The 22679-nt window shown below is 70.4% G+C and carries 18 protein-coding genes; 12 read left to right on the forward strand and 6 right to left on the reverse strand.

The window, feature by feature from the left end; all coding sequences use genetic code 11:
• Positions 1-29: 29 nt before the first annotated feature.
• Entirely contained in the window at positions 30-614 is a 585-nt protein-coding gene (locus tag ABD120_RS10725) for a sigma-70 family RNA polymerase sigma factor (RefSeq protein WP_343949677.1), read from the reverse strand.
• Positions 615-858: 244 nt separating this feature from the next.
• Here ABD120_RS10725 and ABD120_RS10730 point away from each other — a divergent pair, with 244 nt between their 5' ends.
• On the forward strand, positions 859-1932 hold the full coding sequence (locus tag ABD120_RS10730) for a PLP-dependent cysteine synthase family protein (RefSeq protein ID WP_343949605.1): 1074 nt from the start codon (positions 859-861) through the stop codon (positions 1930-1932).
• 101 nt (positions 1933-2033) lie between these two features.
• Here ABD120_RS10730 and ABD120_RS10735 read toward each other — a convergent pair whose 3' ends face one another.
• Positions 2034-2879: an EamA family transporter gene (locus ABD120_RS10735; protein ID WP_343949606.1), complete on the reverse strand. Its 846-nt coding sequence runs from the start codon at positions 2877-2879 to the stop codon at positions 2034-2036.
• Between the two features lie 89 nt (positions 2880-2968).
• On the opposite strand from ABD120_RS10735, the gene ABD120_RS10740 reads away from it, so the two are divergent.
• The 5 genes from ABD120_RS10740 (at position 2969) to ABD120_RS10760 (ending at position 6995) form a co-directional block, all read left to right on the forward strand.
• A complete protein-coding gene (locus tag ABD120_RS10740) occupies positions 2969-3544 on the forward strand; it encodes a helix-turn-helix domain-containing protein (RefSeq protein WP_343949607.1) in 576 nt (191 codons plus the stop codon).
• Positions 3545-3684: 140 nt separating this feature from the next.
• The gene (locus ABD120_RS10745) at positions 3685-3990 is read left to right on the forward strand and encodes a hypothetical protein (protein WP_343949608.1); all 306 of its coding nucleotides are present in this window, start codon (positions 3685-3687) and stop codon (positions 3988-3990) included.
• Positions 3991-4017: 27 nt separating this feature from the next.
• Positions 4018-4809: a polysaccharide deacetylase family protein gene (locus tag ABD120_RS10750; protein ID WP_343949609.1), complete on the forward strand. Its 792-nt coding sequence runs from the start codon at positions 4018-4020 to the stop codon at positions 4807-4809.
• A complete protein-coding gene (locus ABD120_RS10755) occupies positions 4806-6311 on the forward strand; it encodes a helicase HerA-like domain-containing protein (protein ID WP_343949610.1) in 1506 nt (501 codons plus the stop codon). Before ABD120_RS10750 ends, ABD120_RS10755 begins: the two co-directional genes overlap by 4 nt.
• 33 nt (positions 6312-6344) lie before the next feature.
• Entirely contained in the window at positions 6345-6995 is a 651-nt protein-coding gene (locus ABD120_RS10760) for a DUF2461 domain-containing protein (protein WP_343949611.1), read from the forward strand.
• A 4-nt stretch (positions 6996-6999) separates the two neighbouring features.
• On the opposite strand, the gene ABD120_RS10765 is transcribed toward ABD120_RS10760, so the two are convergent.
• Positions 7000-9501, reverse strand: coding sequence for a hypothetical protein (locus ABD120_RS10765; RefSeq protein ID WP_343949612.1), 2502 nt, complete (start codon positions 9499-9501; stop codon positions 7000-7002).
• A gap of 133 nt (positions 9502-9634) precedes the next feature.
• Here ABD120_RS10765 and ABD120_RS10770 point away from each other — a divergent pair, with 133 nt between their 5' ends.
• On the forward strand, positions 9635-10285 hold the full coding sequence (locus ABD120_RS10770; RefSeq protein ID WP_343949613.1) for a hypothetical protein: 651 nt from the start codon (positions 9635-9637) through the stop codon (positions 10283-10285).
• A 37-nt stretch (positions 10286-10322) separates the two neighbouring features.
• Here the strand turns inward: ABD120_RS10770 and typA are convergent, their stop codons facing one another.
• Entirely contained in the window at positions 10323-12176 is a 1854-nt protein-coding gene (typA, locus tag ABD120_RS10775; RefSeq protein WP_343949614.1) for a translational GTPase TypA, read from the reverse strand.
• Positions 12177-12362: 186 nt separating this feature from the next.
• Between typA and ABD120_RS10780 the strand changes: the two genes are divergently transcribed.
• From ABD120_RS10780 to ABD120_RS10795, 4 genes are all read left to right on the forward strand, one after another.
• On the forward strand, positions 12363-13094 hold the full coding sequence (locus ABD120_RS10780) for an AMP-binding protein (protein WP_343949615.1): 732 nt from the start codon (positions 12363-12365) through the stop codon (positions 13092-13094).
• 42 nt (positions 13095-13136) lie between these two features.
• Positions 13137-15551 (forward strand): LuxR C-terminal-related transcriptional regulator, encoded by a 2415-nt coding sequence (locus ABD120_RS10785; protein ID WP_343949616.1) that lies wholly within the window; start codon positions 13137-13139, stop codon positions 15549-15551.
• A 79-nt stretch (positions 15552-15630) separates the two neighbouring features.
• Positions 15631-15957 (forward strand): AMP-binding protein, encoded by a 327-nt coding sequence (locus tag ABD120_RS10790; protein WP_343949617.1) that lies wholly within the window; start codon positions 15631-15633, stop codon positions 15955-15957.
• Between the two features lie 10 nt (positions 15958-15967).
• The gene (locus ABD120_RS10795) at positions 15968-16726 is read left to right on the forward strand and encodes an alpha/beta hydrolase (protein WP_343949618.1); all 759 of its coding nucleotides are present in this window, start codon (positions 15968-15970) and stop codon (positions 16724-16726) included.
• A 167-nt stretch (positions 16727-16893) separates the two neighbouring features.
• Here ABD120_RS10795 and ABD120_RS10800 read toward each other — a convergent pair whose 3' ends face one another.
• The gene (locus ABD120_RS10800; protein WP_343949619.1) at positions 16894-18327 is read right to left on the reverse strand and encodes an aldehyde dehydrogenase; all 1434 of its coding nucleotides are present in this window, start codon (positions 18325-18327) and stop codon (positions 16894-16896) included.
• 150 nt (positions 18328-18477) lie between these two features.
• Positions 18478-21492, reverse strand: coding sequence for a M14 family metallopeptidase (locus ABD120_RS10805; RefSeq protein WP_343949620.1), 3015 nt, complete (start codon positions 21490-21492; stop codon positions 18478-18480).
• A 190-nt stretch (positions 21493-21682) separates the two neighbouring features.
• Here ABD120_RS10805 and ABD120_RS10810 point away from each other — a divergent pair, with 190 nt between their 5' ends.
• Positions 21683-22573, forward strand: a complete 891-nt coding sequence (locus ABD120_RS10810; RefSeq protein WP_343949621.1) for a coiled-coil domain-containing protein — start codon at positions 21683-21685, stop codon at positions 22571-22573.
• Positions 22574-22679 lie beyond the last annotated feature (106 nt).

The following is a 22679-nucleotide window of genomic DNA, read 5'->3' on the forward strand; positions in this document are numbered from 1 at the left end:
GTCTGTGGTGGCCGGCCGTGACAGGAGTGTCAGGCGGCGCGCTGGGCCGGGAGGCGGATGGCGCCCTCCTCGCGGGCGTAGTCCTCCAGCATCGTGCGCAGCTGGCGGCGGCCCCGGTGGAGGCGGGACATGACCGTGCCGATCGGGGTGCCCATCCGGTCGGCGATCTCCTTGTAGGCGAAGCCCTCGACGTCGGCCAGGTAGACGGCGACGCGGAAGTCCTCGGGCAGGGTGCGCAGCGCGTTCATGACGGCGCTGTCGGGCAGCCGCTCCAGCGCCTCGGTCTCGGCGGACTTGAGCCCGGTCGAGGTGTGCGACTCGGCCGCGTGCAGCTGCCAGTCCTCGACCTCCTCGGCGGCCGAGAGCTTGGGCGAGCGCTGCTTCTTGCGGTAGTCGTTGATGAAGTTGTTGGTGAGGATGCGGTGCAGCCAGGCCTTGAGGTTGGTGCCCTCACGGAACTGGTGGTAGGAGGTGTACGCCTTGGCCACGGTCTCCTGGACGAGGTCCTCTGCGTCCGCGGTGTTGCGGGTAAGGCGCATCGCGGAGGCGAACAGCTGCGAGGTCACGGGCACGACGTCGCGCTCGAACCAGTCCTGTCGCTGCTCTTCGGTCATCGTGATCAAGTCATTCCCCCTTGCTATCCCCCGTTCGGCATGAGCCGCAGACAGCAGCTCTATGGTCGCAACCCGCGCGTAAGGGGCGCGTTAAACGGTTCTGCCTGGTCAGGGGTTGAAAACGGTCCTTCTGCTCGCGGCGTGCGTGGTCACGTCCACGGCCGGACAAGTCTCATTATCGTAACACTATTTACCCATTTCCGCAGATAAAGTGGCCAGAGTCACATGGGATAGCGTATGGACCATGGAATACGTCGACCGCCACGACCCTGACGTGCGGCAGTGGGTCTGCGAAGCCGTCCGCACCGTGGAGGCCGACACCAACCGGAGCAGCGACACCCATCTCCACGTCTTCCCCCTCCCTCCGCGCTGGGGAATCAACCTCTATCTCAAAGACGAATCGGTCCACCCGACCGGTTCACTCAAGCACCGGCTCGCCCGCTCCCTGTTCCTGTACGGCCTCGCGAGCGGCTGGATCGGCCCGGGAACCACCGTGGTGGAAGCCTCCAGCGGATCGACGGCCGTCAGCGAGGCGTACTTCGCCCGCCTGCTCGGGCTGCCGTTCATCGCCGTGATGCCCGCCTCGACCTCGCCGGAGAAGATCGCGCTCATCGAGTTCTACGGCGGCAAGTGCCACCTCGTCGGCGAACCGTCGGCCATCTACGACGAGTCCCGCCGCCTGGCCGCCGAGACCGGCGGGCACTTCATGGACCAGTTCACCTACGCCGAGCGGGCCACCGACTGGCGTGGCAACAACAACATCGCCGAGTCCGTCTTCGAGCAGCTCGCCATGGAGCCCTACCCTGAGCCCGCGTGGATCGTCGTCGGCGCCGGGACCGGCGGCACCTCGGCCACCATCGGCCGCTACCTCAGGTACCGCAGGCACAGCACCCGGCTGGCCGTCGCCGACCCCGAGGGCTCGGCGTTCTATCCCGCCTGGGAGTCCGGCGACTGGGGCGTGACCGCGCCCGGTTCCCGCATCGAGGGCATCGGCCGTCCACGCGTCGAGCCGTCGTTCCAGCCGTCGGTCATCGACCGCATGATCCGGGTGCCGGACGCGCGTTCGATCGCGGGCATGCGCTGGGTCAAGGAGGTCACCGGCCGCCCGGTGGGCGCCTCGACGGGCACCAACATCGCGGCCTGCGTCGATCTGGTCCGCGAGATGCGCGCGAACGGGGAGTACGGCAGCGTCGTCACGCTGATCTGCGACAGCGCCGACCGGTACACACGCACGTACGGCGACGACGCCTGGCTGCGCGAGCAGGGCCTCGACCTCGGCCCGCACCTCAGGGACTTCCGGGCCTTCCTGCCGCACTGACGTCGTCACGGCGGGAGAGGTGAGCGGCCGGGGAGCGTGCCCCTGGAAGGCGGGCAGGAGGGCGGCGGGTGGCGGGGGTGGGGCGTGCCGTAACGGAGGCTCTACCCGCCGGGCAGGGCGATGAGGGCGACGGCGCCCAGCGCGCACGCGACCCCCGTGATCTGTACGGCCCGCAGCCGCTCGCCCAGCACGTACCTGGCCAGCAGCAGCGTGCTCGCCGGGTACAGCGACACCAGCACCGCCACCAGGCTCAGCATCCCGTGCTCCTTGGCCACCAGGTACAGCACGTTCGCGGCCATGTCCAGCACGCCGGCGCCCGCGATGATCCGCAGCGACCCGCCGCTCGGCCGCAGCGAGTGCCCCGCCGTCACCGCGAGGAGCACGACCAGCGCCAGCGACGACAGTCTCGCCCCGACCAGCGGCCACATCCCCGTGCTCGCCGGCGCCTGCGCCAGCAGGATGAAGAATCCGCCGAACCCGGCCCCGGCCGCCAGCGCCACGAGCAGCGATGACAGCGAGCCAGGCGTCTTTTCGCGCGGCGCCTCCTTGCTGATCAGCACCACCGCCGCCAGCGCGAGCCCGATGCCCGCCAGCGCGACCGGGTGCGGACGCTCGCCCGTGACCAGCCCGAAGACCACCGGCAGCGCGGCCGACGTGACGGCCGCCGTCGGCGCCACCACCGACATCGTGCCGGTCGCCAGCGCCCGGTAGAACAACACCAGCCCGGCGGCGCCCACGAGCCCGGCGCCGAGCCCCCACCAGAGGGCCTCGGCGGAGAACCCGCCGGGCAGCACCGGCAGCAGCGCGAGCACCAGGACGAGGCCGGCCGCCTGGGACAGGGCGACGACCGCGAACACCCGCGAGCGCTTGGTGGCCATCCCGCCGAGGAAGTCGGCGGTCCCGTACACCACCGCGCAGGCGGTGGCGAGGATCACCGCTGTGGTCATGCTCCCCTCCTTAGTTCATTGGATTGCACTATCCGTACAAGATAATGCATTGCAGCAGACTGTAAAGACATATCAATAGACTGAACTCCGTGGAAGACCCGGAGATGATCAACGCCACCATCGCCAGCAACGTGCGCGCCCACCGGGCCCACCGAGGACTGACGCTCGACGCCCTGGCCGCCCGCTCGGGCGTCAGCAGGGGCATGCTGGTGCAGGTCGAGCAGGGCAGGACCAACCCCAGCGTCTCGACGCTCACCCGGATCGCCTCGGCGCTCGGCGTCACCGTCGCCCGCCTCGTCGAGGTCTCCGACGTGCCCGTCGTCCGGGTGATCCCCCCCGAGCAGGCCGTCTCCTTCGAGATGGGGGAGTCCAGGGCGAGGCTGCTCATCGGCGCCGACGTCCCGATGATCCTGGAACTGTGGGAATGGACCCTCGCCCCCGGCGAGCACCACAACGGCGACGCCCACCCCGCCGGCACCCGCGAGATGCTCACCGTCCTGTCGGGCGAACTCACCCTCACCGTGTACGGCGGCGACCACGTCGTCCAGACCGGCAGCGCCGCGCTCTTCACCGCCGATCGCCCCCACCGCTACGCCAACAGAGGCACCGGCGAGACCAGGTTCATCATGGTCGTGTCCGAACCCCGCGAGGCCGACGACCGCTGAGCGCCGTCCGGCGAAGAGCGCCGAACGGCCCACAGATGACCCCGTGAAGTCCGATGATTACTCCATGTCCATCGGAGTCCTGCCGGACCGGGGCAGGAATCATCCTGTTCGTGCGACCACTCGTCATAGGGGAGGTGCGCGTGACTGAGTCCGGCTCAGCGACGGAGAAGCTCCTTGCGGAGCTGCGAAGTCTGGGCGTGACCAGTGCGTATGAGATCGGCGACGACGCGACGATAGCGGTGTGGATCGGGTTGGTCGTCCGCTATAAAGCTGGTTTTTACCGCTGGATGGAAGGACCGGTGAGTCGTCGGCATTTGGGTACAGATCCGGTTGAGTGTGCCATAAGAGTGGCGCGTCGCTACACCGAACTCCAGGCGGATGTCCCAGCCTGGTGGGACGACCTGGTCACGGAGTTGCGGGGGGACTCGGTCGGCGATTATCCATAGGCCCCGCCTGCGTATTTCGGGGGGAATATGCGCGCGTGGGCTGTGCCATTGGCGTTGCTGCTGGTGGCCGGATGCGGAGAGGTCCGGCCGGTCGCCACGGTGCCCAGACCGTTGCCGGTCACGGTCCGGGCGTCACAGGTGGTCGAGCCGGCCGTGCTGGCCCGGAAACTGGCCGCGATGCAGCCCGACTGGCCCCGCGGCCCCCGCGTGGACTGCCGCCGGGCCAAGTGCGTGGCGCTGACCTTCGACGACGGGCCGGGCGACCACACCGCCCGGCTGCTCGACATGCTCCGCAGGAGGGGCGCCAGGGCCACCTTCTTCGTGGTCGGCCAGATGGTGGTCGCCGACCGTGAGCACAACCTGCGGCACATGCTCCTCGACGGGCACGAACTCGGCAACCACTCCTGGAGCCACGAGCAGCTCACGGCGCTGTCGCCACTCGGGCTGAAGTTCCAGCTCAAACAGACGCAGGCGGTGGTCGAGCGGATGACGGGGGTGCGCATGTACCTGATGCGGCCGCCGTACGGCTCGACCGACGGGAGGGTCGCGGACGAGACCCGCCGCGAGGGCCTGGCCCAGATCCTGTGGAACGTCGACACCTTCGACTGGCGCGACCGCAGCGCCTCACTCGTCGCCGAGCGGGCGATCAAGGCGGGACCCGGCTCGATCGTGCTGATGCACGACATCCACCGCACCACGGTCGACGCCATGCCGAGGATCCTTGAGGTCCTGTCCCGCAGGGGCTTCGCCTTCGTGACCATCTCCGAGCTGTACGGCAAGCATCCGCCCGCACCCGGCAGGAAGTACACAGAGCGATGACCACCGATGACGTGATCAAGGGGTACACCTTCGCCGAACCGGCCCTCGACCTCGGCGCCCTCCTCGTGGACGGCGAGCCACGGCCGGAGGCGCAGGTGCGGATCCCGCTGCGCATGCTCAACCGCCACGGCCTGGTCGCCGGAGCGACGGGCACCGGCAAGACCAAGACGCTGCAGCTGATGGCCGAGCAGCTGTCCGCCGCCGGGGTGCCGGTCTTCCTCGCCGACATCAAGGGCGACCTGTCCGGCATGGCCCAGCCGGGCGAGCCGTCCGAGCGGCTCCGGGCCCGGACGGCCGCCCTCGGCCAGGACCGGACGCCGCAGGCGTGCCCCACCGAGTTCTACGCCCTCGGCGGCGTCGGCGACGGCATCCCGCTGCGCGCGACCATGACCGCCTTCGGCCCCACGCTGCTGGCCAAGGTGCTCGGCCTCAACGAGACCCAGGAGTCGTCCCTCGGGCTGATCTTCCACTACGCCGACACGCAGGGCCTGCCGCTGCTCGACCTGAAGGACCTGCGGTCGGTCATCCAGTACCTCATCGACAACCCGGAGGCGCTCAAGGGCGTCGGCGGGTTGTCCAAGCAGACGGCGGGGGTGATCCTGCGGGCGCTGGTCAACCTCTCCGCAGAGGGTGCCGACCGGTTCTTCGGCGAGCCGGAGTTCGACACCGCCGACCTCATGCGGCTCACCCCGGACGGGCGCGGCGTGGTCTCGATCCTGGAGCTGCCCGCCCTCCAGGACCGTCCGCAGCTGTTCTCGACCTTCCTGATGTGGCTGCTGGCCGACCTGTTCAGCCACCTGCCCGAGGTGGGCGACCCGGACCGGCCGAAACTGGTGCTCTTCCTGGACGAGGCGCACCTGCTGTTCACCGACGCCTCCAAGGCGTTCCTGCGCTCGGTCACCCAGACCGTGCGGCTGATCAGGTCAAAAGGAGTCGGGGTCTTCTTCGTGACCCAGACCCCGAAGGACGTACCCGCCGACGTGCTGGCCCAGCTCGGCGCCCGGGTGCAGCACGCGTTGCGGGCCTTCACCCCGCAGGACGCCAAGGCGCTCAAGGCCACGGTCTCGACCTTCCCCAACTCCGGCTACGACCTGGAGGAGGTCCTCACCCAGCTCGGTATCGGCGAGGCCGTCGTCACCGTCCTGTCGGACCAGGGCGTCCCCACGCCGGTCGCCTGGACCCGGATGCGGGCCCCGCAGTCGCGGATGGCCCCCGCCGACCCGGCCGTGGTGCAGGGCGTCGTCGCCGCCTCGCCGCTGCTTCCCAAGTACGGCGAGGCCATCGACAGGCAGTCCGCCTACGAGATCCTGGCCGCCAAGGTCGCCCCCGCCGAAGATCCGGCCCAGCCCGTGGACAGGGCCCAGCCCGTGGAGGCACAGCCGTCCGTGCTGGAGAGCGTGCTCGGCTCGCAGGTGTTCAAGTCGTTCGCGCGCTCGGCCGCCAGCTCGCTCGGCAGGGAGATCAGCCGCTCGATCTTCGGTACGGCCAGACGGCGCCGGTGACCGGCCCCCTGGCTGGCATGGCAGGCTTGCGCCATGGGTTTCACCGGCTTCCCCGACGAGGCGTTCATCTACTACGAGGGCCTTGAGGCGGACAACTCCAAGGCGTACTTCTCCCGCCACAGGCAGCTCTACGACGACCACGTCAAGGCGCCGATGCAGGCGCTCGCCGACGACCTCGCCGCCGAGTTCGGCCTGGCGCACCTCTTCCGGCCCTACCGCGACGTGCGTTTCGCCAGGGACAAGTCACCGTACAAGACCCACCAGGGCGCCTTCGTGGACGTGATGCCGGGCATCGGGCTGTACGTCCAGCTCAGCGCCGAAGGGCTGATGGCCGCCGGAGGAATCTACACGCAGGCCGCCGACCAGGTCGCCCGCTACCGCGCCGCCGTGGACGAGGACCTGTCGGGCAAGGAACTGGAGAAGATCGTCGCCCGGCTGCGCGAGCGCGGCTACGAGATCCAGGGCGACCGGCTCAAGACCAGGCCGCGCGGGGTCGCCGACGACCATCCGCGTCTCGACCTGCTGCGCCACCGCTCGATCTTCGCGGCCTGGAGCGCAGAGCCGGAGCCGTGGGTGCACACCGAAGAGGTGCTCGACCGGGTCAGGACCTCGTGGCGCGACTTCGCGCCGCTCGTGGACTGGCTGTGCGCGCACGTGCGCGGCTCGGAGCTGCCCCGCCGCTGAGGGCCTACTTCTGGGCCGAGGTGACCTGTTCGCCGCGCAGCAGCCGGTCCACGGTGTGCGTGGCGGCGGCGGACGCGGCGGCGGTGCCGACGGCGATGATCACGGCCACCAGCGGGGTGGCGAGGCTGCGCAGGCTGCGCACGTTGCGCACCCGGCCCCACGGCTCGCCCGCCAGCCGCATGATCCGCCATTCCCAGAACAGGCCGAGTCCGATGTAGACGAGCGCGGCCTGGCCCACGACGATCGCGACGAGCTGCACCTTCTCCAGGAGCGCCACGTCGGGTTCGACGAAGGCGGGCAGGTAGGCCGACAGTTCGGTCAGCACCGCCGCCGCCATCAGGTGCAGCACCTTGGTCATCGGCTGGGTGCCGCGCAGGCGCGGGTAGAAGTAGCCGAACAGGAAGCCGAAGGCGGGCAGCGTCAGCAGGTAGCGGGCGTCGAACAGGTAGCTGGCCAGGTCGGTGCCCGCCGGGGCGCCGTACACGAGGCCGAGGGGCAGGCTGAGCAGGAGGCACACCACGAAGCCCTGCAGGCCGTTGTGCCAGGGCGAGCAGGCCGCGGCCGTGGCGAAGGCCGTCTCGGGGTGGCGGCCGTGGCGGTCGAGCGCGGTTTCGAGGTCGCCGCGCTGCTGCTCGAAGTCGGTCATGCTGAGCTCGCCCGCGCCGATCTTGCCGCGTCCGACCCGGTAGAGCTCCTGCTCGGAGATCAGCAGCAGTCGCTTGTGCAGGGCGGACCTGACCAGGTCGCGGTGCTCGTCGATGGTCGCGGGCTCGACCAGGTCGGGGTCGGGCGGGCCGAGCAGCCACCAGGCGGTCACCCAGGCGACCAGCGAGGTGATCGACAGCAGCGGCACGCTCACGTTCAGGTCGGGCAGGTTGCCGGTGCCGCGCGGCGACAGGTAGAGCACCATCAGCAGCACGATCGTGATCGAGACCGCCGCGCGGTTGTGCACGGCGGGCAGCCCCTGCCCGAGCCGCCGCAGGCGTACCACCAGCAGCACGAAGCCCAGCAGGAGCAGGCCGAACACGCCGCGCAGGAGTTCGGTCAGCTCGCGGTCGCCGACCCTCGGATTGGCCTGACTGGCCGGGTCGACGCTCCACGAGCCGTCGTCGAGCCATTCGGCGGGCCAGCCCTGCATGAGCAGGCCGACGAGCAGCGCCACCGCCACGACCGGGCGCGACCAGGTCCTGGTCACCACCGCGATCGCGCCGATCGGGATCAGCGACCAGAACAGGCCGAGCACCAGGCGGACGCTGTCGGGCGGGTAGACGCCGTGCGCCAGCGCCCGTGCCCACAGCGCCAGCGCCAGGCAGCCGAGCGCCGCGCCCGCCGAGACGGCCGCCAGCCGTACGACGACGTTGCGCACCCCGAGGTCGGCGCTGAAGACGATGGCGGCGGTCGCGGCGGACAGGGCGACGACCATGGCCCCGGCCACGAGCTCCGGATAGGGGAGCTGGCCCTGACGGCCCGACCAGATGAGCATGCCGAGTGCGACGAGCACGCCGAGCGCGGTCACCGCGAGGACGTCGCGGGTGGTCCACGGGGCGGGGACGGGCACCATGCGGGAGGCGTGGCGCAGCGCGAGCACGGGCAGCGCCCCGAACATGATCACGTATCCGATCGACTCGACGCTCTGCGTGAGCATCGGCACCAGCAGCGCGGGCGCGACCAGCAGCAGGCCGATGGCGAGTTCCCGGTTGGGCAGTTGTGCCCACCAGGCGGTGCCGAGCGATCTGAGCAGGAAGAAGACCAGGACGACGGTGGTGCCGATGGCCAGCGCGGTGCCCCAGGCGAACGGGTCCATCGGCTGCTCGTCGGCGAAGCCGTGGGAGCGGTGGACGAGCCAGAGCCGCACCTGCTCGCCGGTGGTGAAGCGCAGCCGGTCGGGGGTCTCCCGCTCGGGCTGCAGGCCGGTGGTGCGCAGCACCGTCCACTCGGTGGGGCGCAGGGTGACGGTACGCCGGAGGGCGACCGGCTGCGCCTTCGGGGTCTGGAAGTCGAGGTCCAGTTCCGTCCCGGCCGAGAGCTGGCGGAGCACGATGACGCGGAAGCGCGCGGTGGTCCTGCCGTCGCGGGTGGTGAGCGTGGGCGGCAGCCGGACGGTGGGGGCCAGCCAGGAGCCGCCGACGCTGATCCGGCCGAGCCCGTCGTCCACGAGGGTGCGGATGCCGGTGGGGAAGTCGTTGCCCTGCCTGATCCAGGCGGCGAGCGCGTCGTCCTCCGCCATGCGGATGGTGTGGGTGATCGTCACCCTGGCCTGGTACTGGCGGTCGTCGATCCGGGCCGAGGGGACGCCGGTCAGGGTGTCGCGGGCGGCGCGGGCGACGGTGACGTCGGTGGTGACCGTACGGTCGGGGAAGGGGCTGAGGGACGGCAGGGCGCGTGGAGAGACCGGATCGGGCGGCGGGTGGATCTCGACCGGTCTGGCGATGACCGTGAGCCAGGCGATAGCGGCCACAGAGACAGCGCCGAGCCCGTAGGCGACAACCATCCGCAGAGCGCCCATACTCTGCATGATCCTCCCGGCAGGCGGGAGGCACGCCGAGTGAATATAACGGATTCATTACACCGGTACGGCATTTTCAAGATCACAGTACGCTTCGCCCTTTGTGCCCGATTAGCAAGGGGGATGCGAAATCGTGTGGTTCAACCGTCGTCAGCGTAAGCGACAGCAGCCGGACGACGAGCCTGCGGCCGAGCGCCGCTGGGCCTGGCAACTTCAACTCAGCCCACAGGCGGAGGTGGCCTTCACCGGAGGGCTGAGCGCCTTCGCCGCCGAGGGCAACCCGGTCAGGGTCCACGGGGAGCACGGGGTGCTCGCCCTGTCCGGCCCGCCCCGGGTCATCTCGCTGTACGTCCTCGCCGCCCGCTTCGCGGCCATGAGCCACCGCGCGCTGAAGGACCCCGACGGCTCGGTCGCGGCGCTCGTCCGCTCGTGCGTGGACGCCGAGCAGCCCGGCGTCCTGCACCTGCGGGAGGGCTGGCTGAACGGGGAGGTCCACGGCCTCGGCCGCGCCGACGTGCTGGCCGCCATGCGAGCGGCCACCGGCCACATGGGCGCGTGGTACGGCGACGCCGACCTCGGCTTCGTCTGCGTGGTCGCCCCGGGCGACGACGAGAACACGCTGCTCGTTGACCTGTCGGCCGTCGTCGACAGGTACGGGGCGGTGCCCGCGCACACGCCGCTCGCCGACGTCCTCCAGGCACTCATGGACAGCGAGCATCCGGGCGTCACCTGGGTGCGCCCGCCCGTGGGCGAACAGCGCACCCTGGTGCTGAAAGGCCGGTGACGGCGGTCGGAGGAGGGCCGGGCGCCCTCCTCCGGCCCTAGTTGGACCGCTTGGCGCGGGCCGTGCTGCGGGCGCGGGTGGCGCCGTCGAGCACGACCTTGCGGATGCGCACCGCCTCGGGAGTGATCTCCACGCACTCGTCCTCGCGGATGAACTCCAGCGCCTGCTCCAGCGACAGGACGCGCGGCGGGATGACCTTCTCGGTCTCCTCCGAGGTGGAGGAGCGCATGTTGGTGAGCTTCTTCTCCTTGGTGATGTTGACGTCCATGTCGTCCGAGCGGGAGTTCTCGCCGATGACCATGCCCTCGTACACCTCGGTGGTGGGCGAGACGAACAGGGTGCCGCGCTCCTGGAGGTTGAGCATGGCGAAGGCGGTCACCGGGCCGGAGCGGTCGGCCACGAGCGAGCCGTTGTTGCGGGTGCGCAGCTCGCCGAACCAGGGCTCGTACGCCTCGAACACGTGGTGGACCAGGCCGGTGCCCCGGGTCTCGGTCAGGAACTCGGTGCGGAAGCCGATCAGGCCGCGCGCCGGGACCACGAACTCCATACGGATCCAGCCGGTGCCGTGGTTGGTCATGTTCTCCATGCGGCCCTTGCGGACCGCCAGGAGCTGCGTGACCGCGCCAAGGTACTCCTCGGGGCAGTCGACCGTCAGCCGCTCGACCGGCTCGTGCACCTTGCCGTCGACGGTCTTGGTGACCACCTGCGGCTTGCCCACGGTCAGCTCGTAGCCCTCGCGGCGCATCTGCTCGACCAGGATGGCCAGCGCCAGCTCGCCCCTGCCCTGGACCTCCCACGCGTCGGGCCGCTCGGTCGCCAGCACCCGCAGCGAGACGTTGCCGACCAGTTCCTTGTCGAGGCGGTCCTTGACCATGCGCGCGGTGACCTTGCCGCCCTTGACCCGGCCGACGAGCGGCGAGGTGTTGGTGCCGATCGTCATCGAGATCGCGGGCTCGTCGACGGTGATCAGCGGCAGCGGGCGCGGGTCCTCGGGGTCGGCCAGCGTCTCACCGATCATGATGTCGGGGATGCCGGCGATGGCGATGATGTCGCCGGGACCGGCCTGCTCGGCGGGCTTGCGCTCCAGCGCCTCCGTCATGAGCAGTTCGGTGATCTTCACGCGCTGGATCGAGCCGTCCGTACGGCACCAGGCGACCTGCTGCCCCTTGGTGATCGTGCCCTGGTGGATGCGGCACAGCGCGATCCGGCCGAGGTAGGAGGAGGCGTCGAGGTTGGTGACGTGCGCCTGCAGCGGCGCCGACGGGTCGTAGACCGGGGCCGAGATCGTGTTCTTGATGACCTCGAACAGGGGTTCGAGGTCCTCGGAGTCGGGCATGCCGCCGTCGTCGGGGCGGGCGAGGGAGGCCCGGCCAGCCTTGGCCGAGGCGTAGACGATCGGGAAGTCGATCTGGTCCTCGGTCGCGTCGAGGTCCATGAACAGCTCGTAGACCTCGTCGACGACCTCGGCGATGCGGGCGTCGGGGCGATCGACCTTGTTGATGCACAGAATCACCGGCATCTTTGCCGTCAGCGCCTTGCGCAGCACGAACCGGGTCTGCGGCAGCGGCCCTTCCGAGGCGTCGACCAGCAGCACCACGCCGTCGACCATGGACAGGCCGCGCTCGACCTCGCCGCCGAAGTCGGCGTGGCCGGGGGTGTCGATGATGTTGATGGTCATGCCGCCGTGACGGACGGCGGTGTTCTTGGCGAGAATGGTGATGCCCTTCTCGCGCTCTAGGTCGTTGGAGTCCATGACGCGGTCGTCGACGTCCTGGTTGGCGCGGAATGCCCCGGACTGCCAGAGCATGGCGTCGACCAGCGTGGTCTTGCCATGGTCGACGTGCGCGATGATCGCGATGTTCCGCAGGTCGTCGCGGCTGTTCAAAGGCATGATGACGTCTCGCTCTGTGATCGTGGGGGTCGGCCGCGCGAAGTCGCGACCTGTTAAGTCTAGTTGATCCCGCTCAGGACCTGGGCGGGATGTCGAGGGTGTAGACGGGTACGGCCTACACAGATACATAACCGGATGCACATTCATGAGGATGTTAGGTCGCGAGATGCTCCCTACATTGGCGGCATGACCTGGACAGAGCTGGTTATGAGCGCCGCGCCGGGGCGCGGTGACCGGCCGGCCGTGACCGACGTGCGGACCGGTGAGGTCCTGACCTACGCGACCCTCGCCAAGAGGGTCACCCACGCCGCCGCCGGTCTGCGCCGGTACGGGCTCCGCTACGGCGACCGGGTCCTCGTGGACCTGCCGCCCGGGGCCGCCATGCCCACCGCCGCGCACGCCGTCGCGTGGGCCGGGGGGGTCGTGGTCCTGAACAGGCCGGGCAGCGACTCCCCGCCCCGGTCACGGTCCATCCCGTTCGGCATCGTCGCCCCCCAGCGCCGGGAGGGCCCGAAGGAGGCCCTCGGCCTGCTCGACCTCGTCGGCGAGACCGAGGTGGAGTTCGGCCCCCTCGCCGGGCCAGCGCTGAGCGCGGGCGCCGACCGGGTGCTCACCCACGAGGAGCTCGCGGGCGACCTGCGCAGACTCGCCACGCGGCTGCTCATCACCAAGGACGACGTGGTCCTGGTCGCGGTCTCCGACCGGCTGCGGGCGCTCCGGACGATGGACATGGCGCTCATGTCGGGCGCCCACATGGTCGTGGCCCACGAGCCCACGCTGATCGGCTGCCGGGTGCTGGCGAGCGAGCACCAGGCCACCCTCGTGGTGGCGCCTTTCGAACTGGCCAGGCGACTACTGGGCAATCCATATCTCAGGGTTGTGGACGAGCGCACAGTGGTGAGTTCCCTCAGCCTGTGAAAAATCGGTGACAGAGTGCGCTGACTGCGCCAGGGTGAAGGCATGGCGGACGCGTTGCTGCACAACCTCCCCGCAGAGCCCAACCGGTTCGTCGGCCGCGAGCGAGACATCGACGATCTGTGCGCGATGTTTCATGAAACCCGCGCCGTCACGCTGTGCGGCGTGGGCGGCATCGGCAAGACCAGGCTGGCCCTGCGGGTGGCGGCCAAGCTCGTCCCGGAGAACGCCGACGGCGTCTGGCTGGTCGAACTCGCCCGGCTGAACCGGCCTGAACTGGTCCTTCAGGAGGTCGCCGACGTCTTCCGGCTGGAGACCGAACCCGGGCACTCCCCTCTCGACACCCTGGTGGCGCGGCTGTCGAACGCCACCTGCCTGATCGTGCTCGACAACTGCGAGCACCTGATCGAGGCCGCGGCGCACACGACGGCGGCGCTGCTGGCCATGTGCCCCGAGGTGCGGGTCCTCGCGACCAGCCGCGAGGCGATGCGCATACCGGGCGAGCTGATCTGGCACGTCCCGCCGCTCGACCTGCCGGGCGACGACCCGGCCGAGGCCGAGTCCGTGCAGCTCTTCCTCAACCGCGCCCGCGCCGCGGGCACCCAGCTCGGCGAGGGCAGCCTGCCCGACGTGGCGCGGCTGTGCCGGGCGCTCGACGGGCTGCCGCTGGCGCTGGAACTGGCCGCCGCCCGCACCCGCATGCTCAGTCCGGGGCAGATCGCCGACCGCATCGACGACCGGTTCGCGCTGCTGACCAGCGGTGACCGTACCGCTCCCGCGCGTCAGCGGACGCTCGCGGCGGCGGTCGAGTGGAGCCACGACCTGCTGTCCACGGCGGAGAAGACCCTCCTGCGGCGCCTCTCGGTGCTGGCGGGCGGCTTCGACCTCGACCTGGTCGAGCGGGTCTGCGCGGAGCCGCCGCTGTCGGACGCGATGGTCGTCCCCCTGCTCGGCGCGCTGGTCGACAAGTCGCTGGTGGTCTGCGACGAGCAGCGCGGACGCTTCCGCCTGCTCGACACCATCCGGCAGTTCGCCGCCGACCGGCTGGCCGAGTCCGACGAGGAGCGCCTGGTCCGCGACCTGCACCTGCGGGTGCTCGTGCGCCTCCAGGAGCTGGCCTTCGAGGCGGAGTTCGTCACGCCCAGGCTGTCGTGGCAGGAGCGGCTGGCCGCCCTCACCGGCAGCAGGGAGCGGCTCGGCGACCAGCGGGAGGCGCTGGAGTGGGTGCTGCGCTCCGGCAATTTCGCCCTCGGCCTGCGCCTGTGCGTACGCAGCAGCGGCCTGCTGTCCATGGGCGGCGGCGCGGGCGAGATCGTGAGCTGGATGGAGCGCCTGCTCGACCAGGACCTGTCCAGGGTGCCGCGCGAGCTGGTCGCGGTGGCCAAGGGCTACCTGTCGTACGGCCTGCTGGCCCGCGACGAGCTGGAGGTCGGCCTGACAGCGGCCCTGGAGGGCCTGGCCGAAATGGACGGCGACCCGTTCATGCTGGCCGCCACCCACGCGATCGCGGCGGGCGCGCTGATGCGCATGGGCCGGGCCGAGGAGGCGAGCGCGCACATCGAGCAGGCCATGACCGTGGCCCACGCCCACGACGACCAGCTCAACGAGGTGAGCGCGCTGGTGGCGCTGTCGGTGCACGCGCTGCGGCGCGGCAGGCACCGCGAGGCGCAGCGCCTGGTCGCCGAGGCGCACGCGGCGGCCATGTCCCACGGGCACCCGTGGTCGGCGGCGCTGGCGACCACGCATCTCGGGGTGGTGGCCGAGCGCCGGGGCGATCTGGAGGCCGCCTCCGAGCACTACGACGCGGCGATCTCCTGGTTGCGCAGGCTCGACAACCGGGGCGAGCTGTCTGAGTGCCTGGCGCGCAGCGGGCGCATCATGGCGCTGCGCGGCGAGGGTGCGGCGGCCAAGGAACGCCTGGTCGAGGCGCTGGCCGTGGCCAGGCAGTGCGGCATCCGCCAGGCGCTGTCGCGGTGCCTGGCCTCGCTGAGCACGATGGCCGAGGCCGAGGGCGACCTCGACGGCGCGGTGCTGGCCTCCTCGGCCGCGAGTTCGCTGCGTGAGTCCATGGGCCACAAGGTGGGCTCCCACGCCGCCGACGAACTGCTCGCGCGGGCGCGGGCCAAGCTGGGCGAAGGCCGTACGACCGCGCTGTGGTCCAAGGGGCGGGCCAGGCCGCCGCTGGAGGTGGCCGCGCTGGTGCTCGACGGGCGCCGGCCGGAGCCGGCCCCCGTCCGGGTGCTGCAGGTGGAGGCGCCGTCGGCGCTGCTGACGGTCCGCGAGATGGAGATCGCCGGGTTGCTCACGCGCGGCCTGTCGAACAAGGCGATCGGCGAGGAGTTGGTGATCAGCCCCGCCACCGTTGCCCGGCATATCGCCAACATCATGGAGAAACTCGGCTATACCTCTCGGGCTCAGATCGCGGTGTGGGCGGCCGAGCACGGTGTGCCTTCTGCGTAGATCTGGGGGAGATCTCTGCATAAGGTTCTGCATAATCCGCCCCATGTGCCGACGAGATGGACTCCCTACCGTTGTCGCCATGGAGCACATCGTCACGATGGACCCCGGGACCGCCCACGACGAGCGGCTGGCCAGAGCCACTCTGCGCCTGCGCCGCTGTGGCGTGCGGCCCGGAGACACGATTCTCATCTGCCTGCCGATCGGCCCCGACCTGTTCTTCGCCGCCGATGCGGTCATGGCACTGGGCGCGACGGCCGCGCCGCTGGCTCCCGACGGTGAGGCGCTCGACGAGACGGTGGCCGCCAGCCCGGCCCGCCTGATGATCTCCGACGATCCTCGGGCCGTCACCGCGGCCGCGGAGTCGCGCATCAGGGTGGTGATGAGCGTCGCCGACCTGGGTGCATAAGCTCAGGCTCATGCCGCTCGCACCCAACTACCCCGTCATGCTCAGAACCACCGACGGCGTCCGCCTCGACGGTGCCCACACCCCCGCCGGGCCCGGCGGCTCCGACGTCGGTATCGTGCTGGCCCACGGGTTCACCGGCTCCTGGCGGTGCGCGGACACGCGGCGCATCACCCACGTCCTCAGCCGCTACGGCGGCGTCGTAGCCTTCGACTTCCGGGGCCACGGCCGCTCCGGCGGCCGGACCACCGTCGGCGACCTGGAGGTGCACGACGTCGCCGCCGCCGTGCGGCACGCGCGCTCGATCGGCTACGAGAAGGTCGCCGTGGTCGGCTTCTCCATGGGGGCGGCGGTCGCCATCAGGTACGCCGCGCTGCACCGGGGCGCCGACGCCGTCGTGGCCGTGAGCGGCCCCGCCCGCTGGTACTACCGCGACACCCCGCCGATGCGCCGGGTGCACTGGGCTATCGAGCGGCCGCTGGGGCGGATCGCCGCCCGGATCGCCAGGCGCACCCGCATCTCCAGCGGCCGCTGGGACCCCGCGCCGATGCCTCCGCACGAGGCCGCCGCCCTGGTCGCCCCGGTGCCGTTGCTGGTGGTCCACGGCGACGCCGACACCTTCTTCCCGGTGGAGCACGCCCACCAGATCTTCGCGGGCGCGAAGGAGCCCAAGGAGCTGTGGATCGAACCGGGTTACGGTCACGCCGAGTCCGCGGCCAGGCCCGGAATGATCGTCCGCATCGGCGCGTGGATCGAGGCGAACCTTTCCTAAGCGAATCGCGTCTACCTAGGGCAGATGGAGATAACCGCCGGGAGTAACACCTTGGGGAAGGAATCCACCGCCCGACGGTGTGCCCAGCGTCGCGGGGGCGCGCTGGGTGCCATCAGCATCGACCGGCGAGGGCCCGCGTCCGGCGCGGGCCCTCGCACCGGCCGGGGTCAGCCCATCCTGGTGATGGTCTTGTACTCCAGGTAGCCGTTCAGGCCCTCGGGGCCGAGTTCGCGGCCGAGGCCGCTGGCCTTGTAGCCGCCGAAGGGCGCGTTGGCCTCCAGCATCACGATGTTGACGCCGTAGGTGCCGGTGCGGACCTGCCTGGCCACGTCCATGCCGTGGTCGGTGTCCGCAGTCCAGACGGAGCCGGACAGGCCGTACTCGCTGTCGTTGGCCAGCCGGATCGCGTCGGCCTCGTCCGCGTAGGGGATGACGGTGAGCACCGGGCCGAAGATCTCCTCGCGGGCGATGCGCATGTCGTTGCCGACCTCGGCGAAGACGGTGGGCGCGACGTACCAGCCCCGCTCGTAGGGGCGCTGCAGCCCGCCGACGACGACCTTGGCGCCCTCGTCCATACCGATCTTGATGTAGCCCTCGACGCGCTCCTGCTGCCGCCGGGCGACGAGGGGGCCGACGGTGGTGGTGGGGTCGGACGGGTCGCCGACCGCCTGACCGGCGACCATCGCGGCGACGGCCTCGACGACCTCGTCGTACCGGTGGCGGGAGGCGAGGATGCGGGTCTGGGCGATACAGGCCTGGCCGTTGTTCATGAGGGAGGCCATGGACAGCATGTTCATGCTGGCGGGCAGGTCGGCGTCGTCGAGGATGATCGCGGCGGACTTGCCGCCGAGTTCGAGGCTGACCCGCTTGAGCTGCCGCCCGCAGACGGCCGCGATGCGGCGTCCGGCTTCGGTGGACCCGGTGAAGGCCACCTTGTCGACGCCCGGGTGGGCGACCAGGTGCTCGCCCGCCTCGCGGCCGGCGGGGACGATGTTGAGCACGCCCGCCGGGACGCCCGCCTCCTGGACGATCTCGGCCAGCAGGTAGGCGTCGAGGGGCGTCTCCGGTGCGGGCTTGAGCACGATCGAGCACCCGGCCAGCAACGCGGGTGCGATCTTGGTCATGGTGACGAACTGGGGGACGTTCCACGGCACGATGGCGGCGACCACGCCGACGGGCTCGCGGCGTACGGTGATCGGCCCGAACAGGCCGGGCCGCTCGTCCTCCTGCTCGAAGGCGCTGCCGTACTCGGCGTAGAACTGGAGCATGCCGATCGGCGGGAGGATCTGGCCGAGGTTGGAGAAGGTGATCGGCGAGCCCATCTCCTCGGTGATGAGCGCGGCCATCTCGCCCTGGCGGGCGATGTAGACGTCGGCGAGGCGGCCGATGACCGCGGCGCGCTCGGCGAAGCTCAGTCTCGGCCACGGGCCGTGGTCGAAGGCGTGGCGGGCGGCGGCGACCGCGCGGTCCATGTCGGCGGCGGTGCCGTCCGGTACGCGTCCGACGACCTCCTCGGTGTGCGGGGAGACGACCTCGATGGTGCCGGTGCCCGCCGGGGCCACCCACTCGCCCCCGATGAACAACGTGTCGTGCTGGCGCATACCGTGTCCTCTCTACCAACCGAATGTTTGCTTGGTTCAGTCTTGCCTCAGGAGGAGACCCCGTCCATAGAAAACCGAATGGCATTCGGACTATTCCGTGCCGATGCGGCAAAAGGGGCGCCGGTGCCCCGGCGCCCCTTTCGCCACCGATCAGCCGAGCAGGTGCTTCATGGACCGGCGGATGAGGTCCGTACGCGCCTGCGCGTCCAGACTCTCGGCACCGAAGCCCAGGTAGACCGTGTCGGCCGTGACGATGCCGCCGCCCTCCTCGAACAACTGGTCCGTGCGGAACCAGTCGTTGACCGACGTCGAGGTGCCCGGCGGCGGACCCGAGACCGTCCAGCCGCCGAGATCGGTCTCGAACGAGGTCTGCGCCGCCGTCGCGCCGTCCAGCGTCACCACGGCGTCGTCCACGAAGACACCGGCCTGCTGGGTGGACCAGTCACTGATGTAGGAGATCGACAGCTCGACCTTCTTGCCCGCGTACCGGCTCAGGTCGAGCTTCCACTGCTGCCAGCCGCCGGAGTTGCCGGAGGCCGCGTGCCACTCGCCGGAGCTGCCCACCGGCTCGCAGTTCGGGCCCTGGTAGCGCTGTGTGAACGGGTGGAGCGTCCGCCAGCCGCCGCTGCCCGGCGCCGCGCAGCTCTGCCCCGTCTCGCGCGAGGTGTGGCCGTTGGCGTCCGGGAGCGTGGTCCAGTCGTCCTGCCCGGCCGTACGCGCCTCGACGGTGAGGTGGTCCCAGCCCGCCTCGGTGTCGTACGACGTCCAGAACGACAGGTCGCCGCCGGACTTGCCGGTCAGGTCCACCGTGGTCGTCAGCCGCTTCCAGGAGACGTCCGCGATGCCGCTGTAGACGTCCCAGGCGCCCGTGTGCGGGTCGAACGGCCCGCCGGGCCGCGCCCACTTCACCTGCGCCGAGCTGGCGAACAGGGGGAAGCGGTCCTTGGGCAGGATCGCCGAGGTCGCCACGAAGGAGTTGGTGTGGCTGGGCGCCAGCGTGCCGCCGAAGCCCTCGAACGGCCCACCGGCCCCCTTCAGCGGGTACGGTGCCCCCGTGCCGTGGTCGGTGCCCGCGTCGTCGAAGTACACGTAGGCGCCCAGCCAGTACTGCTGGAAGTCGTTGAACACCGGGATGCACGGCGGGTCGTTCGGCACCGCGCACTCGCCCTGCGCGGGCTGGTCGGGCTGGAAGTAGTACGAGCCGTTGGCGTTGCCGGCGTACGACGGGTACTTCCCGGCGTGCAGCAGCTTGCCGCCCTCGTTCAGGTAGTCGCGCACCGCCATTTCGGTGTCCACGCCCAGCTTGGAGGTGGTGCCCGGTACCTGGCCCGCGCTCCTCGGGATGATGTCGTCGCCGGTCTCCCACACCACGGCCCGGTAGTGGCTGAGCACGCCCAGCGGGTGCGGGGCCTTGCGGCCGGCCTTGTCCACGTCGTAGACGTCGGAGGTGTAGCCCGCCTCGGTGAGAGAGGCGGCGTACTCGTCGGCGTACTTGGCCTCGGTGACGCCCTGCGCCGGGCTGAGGCCGGTCACGTCCTCCGCCGCGAGCACGAGCACCTTGCCGCCGATGTCGGCGGCGACCTGGTAGGTGAAGTCGCCGCTCTTCTTCCCGTCGAAGGAGGAGAACCAGACCTTCACCCGGTCGCCGGGCCGGGTGCCGGTGACCTTACCGCGCACCCGGTGGTAATAGCGGTCGTAGCCGTCGCCGTAGCGCTCGCCGCCCTTCCACTCGGCGGTCCTGACGGTCTTGGTCCTGCCGCCGTTGACCTGGTAGCTGAGGAAGACGGGGCCGAGCTTGCGCTTGGCGTTGACCTGGACGACCTGGTCCTTGCCGTGGCTGGTCTCGAAGGGGTCGAGCTCGAAGTCCGGCGTGCGGTTGCCGAGGTGGCTGAGCGGCTCGGCCGGGTCGGGCGCGGACTTCGCGACGTCGAGGGCGAAGGGGAGATTCTTCTCGAACTCCGCCTGCACCAGCGCCTCGTCGTCGGGGAAGACGAAGCCGCAGCCCTCGCAGCCCTCGCTCAGCTCCGGCGTCCACGACAGCGTGCCGTGCGCGAAGTGCGCCTGGTCGTTGGTGTCGCCGTTGGTCGTGTACAGCTCGGCGCCGAGGTCGGGGTCGAAGCCGGGGATGGCCGGTCTGGCGTCGGTGCCCGCCAGCGCCTCGTAGATCGGGTTGTCCGCGGTCTCGGTGGCGATCTGGATGCCGAGCGGATAGAGGAGCAGTTGGCCGTAGGAGTGGTAGTTCACGTTGAAGGCGAACTTCATCCGCTTCATGAGGCCGTCGAGCGCCCTGGTCTCCGGCTCGCTGGCCGGTCCGGTGCCCCGGTAGGTCTCACTGCTCGGGATCGAGGAGGAGCCCTCCTCGTCGTGGTGGAAGTTCGTGGGGAAGTTGCGGTTGGGGTCCACGCCGTCGCCGACGGAGATCCGGCCGTCGCCGTTGACGTCCCGCAGGTTCTTCCGCCACAGGCGGTTGCCCTCGGTGAAGGTGAAGTCGTAGCCGTCGGGGTTGGCCACCGGCACGAACCACAACTCGGTGCTGCCGAGCAGCTTGCGCAGCGCCCGCTTGTTGGCGACCACGTGCTTCAGCAGCCGCATGTCCACCTCGGTGGCGATCCACTCGCGGGCGTGCTGCGTCGCGGAGTACAGGACGGCGGGCTTGCGGCCGTCGGGCAGCACCCGGGCCAGGCTCGTGACCTTGGCGGCGAGGATGTCCTTGCCCTGGACGGTCTTGCCGATCGACTGGAGTTCGACGACGTCCTTGTTGGCCGCGGCGATGGCCCGCAACTGGTCGGCGATGCCGCCGGGCTCCGAGTAGGACTTCCACACGGTGTGACCGCCGGCGGCCTGGGCCTTGGCCGCCTCCAACTGGGTCTGGCCCTGCGCGTTGCGCACGGGCTCCGGCCGGTGGCCGAGTTTGCCGAGCCCCGCCAGGTCGTCGCGGGCGGCGGTCAGCTCGATGTGTTCCTTTCCGTTCTTGACCTGCTGGCGCACGATGTCGAAGCCGGCTTCCCTGAGCTTCTCACCGGTGCCGGGCGCGGCGTCGAGTTCGTACAGCTCGATGCGGTCGCCTGGGGGCGGGGGCGCCACCGTCGCCTGGACCTGCGTGGCGGCGGTGGTCGCGGCTAAGCCCACTAAGGCGGCCGCAAGGAGGGCTAAGGTTCGAGACACGATCTACCCTTCGCGGAGTCGAGTTGATCGCAATCTCACTCGGCGGGGTGAGGTCGGCAAGACCCAAAGTTCCGGGCGCCTACGCAAGGTGGTAGATACTTCGCCAACAGTGCCGGAGTTCACGGGTTCCTATGACAGCACTCAAGATCATCTTCTATAGTTTCGCTCCGTCGTACATGGGAGGACGAGCGTGAGATTCGGGCGCTTCGCCGGTGCCGCCGTCATCCTTGCCGCATTGCTCGCCGCCCCCTTCTCGCAGGCCGCTGCGGCCGACCCGGGCAGCCCCGCCAACCTGCGCAAGCTCACCAAGCAGGCCGCCGAGCTCAGCAAGCTCTACCGGGGCCAGATCGAGGCGCTGGAGGACACCCGCCTTCAGGCCAAGAAGGCGATGGAGAACTCCGAGCGGCTGCGGTCCCAGCTCGCCACCGCCCGCGCCGACGTCGGTGACATCGCGCGCACCTCGTACATGACCGGGCCCTTCGGCTCGGTGCAGTTGTTCGGCATCAGCGACCCCACGTCCGTGCTCGCCGAGGCCACCCGCCTGCAGTACATCGCCAACGAGCGCACGAACCGGATCAAGCGCATCCAGACCCTCGTCAAGCGGGCCGACGACGCCAAGAAGGCGTCGGCCGACAAGATCAAGGAACTCGAGCGCAAGATCAAGGAGATGCGCGACAAGCGCGACGACGTCCAGAAACTGCTGCGCAAGTACGGTTTCCAGACCCCCACCGGCGGCGCCGGCCTCACCGCGCGCATGGTCACGGTGAAGATGGCCGCCCAGCAGAACTTCCCCTTCCCGTACGGCATCGGCTGCCTGCGCCCCGGCGACCCGGGCGAGCACGGCAAGGGCCGGGCCTGCGACTTCATGATCTCGCGCGGCATGGCCAGCGGAGCCGAGGCGGCCCAGGGCGACGCCCTGGCCGATTACCTGATCAAGAACGGCGCGCGGCTGGGCGTGATGTACATCATCTGGAAGCAGCGCTACTACGACGTGCGCACCGGTGGCGGCTGGGATCCGATGTCAGACCGGGGCGGCGTCACCGCCAACCACTGGGACCATGTGCACGTGTCGGTGTTCTAGGCCGCTCTAAGACGCTGTGAGCCGCCAGGAGAAGCCGTCCGGGTCGGTGAAGTACCCGCTGTGGCCGTTGTCGCCCGGCCCGCCCGGGACGGTGACCCGGCCCCCC

This window comes from Nonomuraea longicatena (genome assembly GCF_039525605.1).
Lineage (GTDB): Bacteria > Actinomycetota > Actinomycetes > Streptosporangiales > Streptosporangiaceae > Nonomuraea > Nonomuraea longicatena.

Bases quoted from the DNA above. Each gene is read 5' to 3' on its own strand.
- ABD120_RS10755 (WP_343949610.1), top strand. From the start codon at position 4,806: ATGACCACCGATGACGTGATCAAGGGGTACACCTTCGCCGAACCGGCC.
- ABD120_RS10780 (WP_343949615.1), top strand. From the start codon at position 12,363: ATGACCTGGACAGAGCTGGTTATGAGCGCCGCGCCGGGGCGCGGTGAC.
- ABD120_RS10750 (WP_343949609.1), top strand. From the start codon at position 4,018: ATGCGCGCGTGGGCTGTGCCATTGGCGTTGCTGCTGGTGGCCGGATGC.
- ABD120_RS10795 (WP_343949618.1), top strand. From the start codon at position 15,968: ATGCCGCTCGCACCCAACTACCCCGTCATGCTCAGAACCACCGACGGC.
- typA (WP_343949614.1), bottom strand. From the start codon at position 12,176: ATGCCTTTGAACAGCCGCGACGACCTGCGGAACATCGCGATCATCGCG.
- ABD120_RS10725 (WP_343949677.1), bottom strand. From the start codon at position 614: ATGACCGAAGAGCAGCGACAGGACTGGTTCGAGCGCGACGTCGTGCCC.
- ABD120_RS10790 (WP_343949617.1), top strand. From the start codon at position 15,631: ATGGAGCACATCGTCACGATGGACCCCGGGACCGCCCACGACGAGCGG.
- ABD120_RS10730 (WP_343949605.1), top strand. From the start codon at position 859: ATGGAATACGTCGACCGCCACGACCCTGACGTGCGGCAGTGGGTCTGC.
- ABD120_RS10800 (WP_343949619.1), bottom strand. From the start codon at position 18,327: ATGCGCCAGCACGACACGTTGTTCATCGGGGGCGAGTGGGTGGCCCCG.
- ABD120_RS10765 (WP_343949612.1), bottom strand. From the start codon at position 9,501: ATGGGCGCTCTGCGGATGGTTGTCGCCTACGGGCTCGGCGCTGTCTCT.
- ABD120_RS10735 (WP_343949606.1), bottom strand. From the start codon at position 2,879: ATGACCACAGCGGTGATCCTCGCCACCGCCTGCGCGGTGGTGTACGGG.
- ABD120_RS10760 (WP_343949611.1), top strand. From the start codon at position 6,345: ATGGGTTTCACCGGCTTCCCCGACGAGGCGTTCATCTACTACGAGGGC.
- ABD120_RS10785 (WP_343949616.1), top strand. From the start codon at position 13,137: ATGGCGGACGCGTTGCTGCACAACCTCCCCGCAGAGCCCAACCGGTTC.